The 2,610-nt window shown below is 49.4% G+C and carries 5 protein-coding genes; all 5 read left to right on the forward strand.

The genetic code is table 11. The features are described from left to right. On the forward strand, positions 1-344 hold a 344-nt coding region (locus AB7U36_RS22205), incomplete at its 5' end, for a laccase domain-containing protein (RefSeq protein WP_428161780.1). Positions 345-346: 2 nt separating this feature from the next. Further along, on the forward strand, positions 347-1,396 hold the full coding sequence (gene selD, locus AB7U36_RS22210; protein ID WP_428161781.1) for a selenide, water dikinase SelD: 1,050 nt from the start codon (positions 347-349) through the stop codon (positions 1,394-1,396). 129 nt (positions 1,397-1,525) lie between these two features. Then, on the forward strand, positions 1,526-1,747 hold the full coding sequence (locus tag AB7U36_RS22215) for an AtpZ/AtpI family protein (protein ID WP_428161782.1): 222 nt from the start codon (positions 1,526-1,528) through the stop codon (positions 1,745-1,747). Continuing rightward, complete coding sequence (locus tag AB7U36_RS22220; RefSeq protein WP_428161783.1) at positions 1,747-2,148, forward strand: ATP synthase subunit I; 402 nt, start codon at positions 1,747-1,749, stop codon at positions 2,146-2,148. The genes AB7U36_RS22215 and AB7U36_RS22220 overlap by 1 nt, the downstream gene beginning before the upstream one ends. A gap of 100 nt (positions 2,149-2,248) precedes the next feature. Then, positions 2,249-2,610 (forward strand): F0F1 ATP synthase subunit A (locus tag AB7U36_RS22225; RefSeq protein ID WP_428161784.1); only part of this gene is annotated, 362 nt, incomplete at its 3' end.

Raw genomic sequence — 2,610 nt, forward strand, 5'->3', positions numbered from 1 at the left:
TTTTAGGGCGCTGCATCAATGCCATGGTCACACAGTTCGGGTGCACCCCTGCAAGCATCCGGGCGGGTATCGGTCCCTCCCTTGGCCCCTGCTGTGCACAATTTATGAATTATAAGCAGGAAATTCCTAAAGTATTATGGAAATATAAAGACAAGGACCGCCCCTATTTTGACTTCTGGCAGATCTCCCGGGACCAGCTTGGGGCCCACGGTGTGTTGGATGAGCATATCGAAACCATGGGGCTTTGTACCCGGTGCCGTACGGATTTGTTTTACTCTTTCAGGGCGAACAAGGTCACGGGACGCTTTGCCGCAGTGATTGCACTTAAATCTAAGGATGAATAATAATGGATAATTTTGAACAGGTTTTTTTAACCCGCACGGTAAAAGCCGCTGGTTGAGCAGCTAAACTGGATCCAGGGGCCCTGGATAAAATCGTGTCAAAACTTGAACTGCCGTTCCATCCGGACCTGATCATCGGGCTTGAACACCCGGATGATGCCGGTGTGTTCCGTCTGTCCGAAGAGACTGCCATTATCCAGACCCTTGATTTTCTGACACCTGTGGCTGATGACCCCTATGAGTTCGGCCAGATAGCCGCGGCGAACTCCTTGTCCGATGTCTATGCCATGGGCGGCACGCCCATTACAGCCATGAATATTGTGTGCTTTCCCTCATGTGACCTTGACTCAGGTATCCTGCCCCGTATCCTTGAAGGCGGACTTGATAAAATCAAAGAGTCGGGCGCAGTCCTTGTGGGCGGCCACTCCGTGGACGATCCTGAAATCAAGTACGGGCTGTCCGTGACCGGTATCGTGCACCCGGACCGGGTCTGGGCCAACAGCCGGTCCCAGGAAGGTGATGCCGTCATTCTGACCAAACCCATTGGCACCGGCGTCATCTCCACCGCGATCAAAGCCGGACTCGCATCCGGGGACCAGGTCAGGCAGGCTGTAAAAACCATGTCCGCCCTGAACAAGAATGCGGCCCTGATTGCGAAGGGTTTTCATGTCCATGCCTGTACAGATGTCACAGGATTCGGGCTTGGGGGGCATTTGATCGAAGCGGCCAAAGGCGCGGGCATGCGTATTGAAATTGATACGGAAAAGGTCGGGGTGCTGGACGGGGTAATGGAATTTGCGGCCATGGGTCTTCTTCCGGGCGGCGCCCATAAAAATAAACGTTTTTTTGCCCCGCATATCCGTGTGGCTGAAGGTACGGACCGGGTGAAAAGTGATTTAATGTTCGATCCCCAGACATCTGGCGGGCTTCTGCTTTTTATGGCCCGGGATCAGGCGGCGCAATGTGTGGATATTATGGAAAAAAATGGCATTCAGGCAAGGGTGATTGGAAGGGTTAAAGGGCCGTATACCAACGGATTCCTTGATATTATGTAAAACGTTTTTTCACGTTGACTTCACCCGGATCATATGATATTTGCTCTCAAGATAATTTGAAAATAAAGTTTGAAGCGCAGGACTGCCGGATGACCGGCAAACAAGGTGCCGGTGAAAGGCCGAATAAAAATGGCAGAAGAAGATAAGGGAAAGACCTTTCGTGAGCTGGGATATTTTGCAAGTCTTGGCATATCCGTGGCTCTGGCCATTGTCATCGGGATGGCACTGGGGTACTGGCTGGATAGTGTTTTTGATACAAGACCCGTCCTTTTGATGGTGGGACTTGGGTTCGGCATAGCAGCCGGGTTCAGCAACATTATCAGGGCTGGGAAAAAAGCGGGAAAATATTAATGGAAGAACTTGAGAAAATAGTAAACTTTATCACACGGACCAACTGGCTTCTGTTTCTGGGGTCAAGTGTTGTGGCATTGCTTCTGGCCTCTCCGAAAGTTTATTTAGGGGTTTTCCTGGGCGGCCTGATTGTAACAATCAACTTTCATGTTCTAAAAAATACAGTAACCCAAAATATCAACCAGGAGCGGGTGATGGAAAAGGGAAAATCCCTGATCAGTGCGCTTCTGGTTAAATATTATCTGCGGTTTGCATTGACGGCGGTGATTATTTTTCTGCTGATCGCAAACCGCAGCGTACATCCGGCAGGGCTTCTGGCAGGCCTTTCCGTTGTAGTGGCAAGCACGTTTATAGCAGCGGCAATTGAATTAACCAAGATTATATTCAGGGAGGCGGTTTAAGGTGGAACACCCATATCTATTTCTTACTTCATTTTTTAGTTTGTTTGGTCTTGAAGATTGGGCAGGTGCCCATCCTCATGTTACTTACATGTGGCTTGCAATGATTATTCTCGTTATTCTTGGCTGGATCGGCGGTAAAAGCGTTACCCTTGTGCCCAAGACCGTTCAAAATGTTTTTGAGGTAATCATTTCCGGACTTGAAGAGTTTATGGTTGGTATCACCGGAGAAGAGGGAAGAGATTCCTATCCCCTGTTGCTGACTGTTTTCCTGTTTGTCCTTTTAGGAAACCTGTTCGGCCTGCTTCCCGGATTCTATCCTCCCACAGCCTCCATCAACACCACTGTTGCCTTGGCCGTCATTGTCGTGACCTGGAGCCATGTGATCGGCATCAATAGACACGGTGCAAAATATATTAAACATTTCCTGGGACCTGTTCCGGTACTTATGCCTCTTTTCTTTAT

This window comes from Desulfobacter sp. (assembly GCF_050177295.1).

What these genes read in the sequence shown, in the direction of transcription:
- AB7U36_RS22215 (WP_428161782.1), top strand. Translation starts at nt 1,526, where the DNA reads ATGGCAGAAGAAGATAAGGGAAAGACCTTTCGTGAGCTGGGATATTTT.
- AB7U36_RS22220 (WP_428161783.1), top strand. Translation starts at nt 1,747, where the DNA reads ATGGAAGAACTTGAGAAAATAGTAAACTTTATCACACGGACCAACTGG.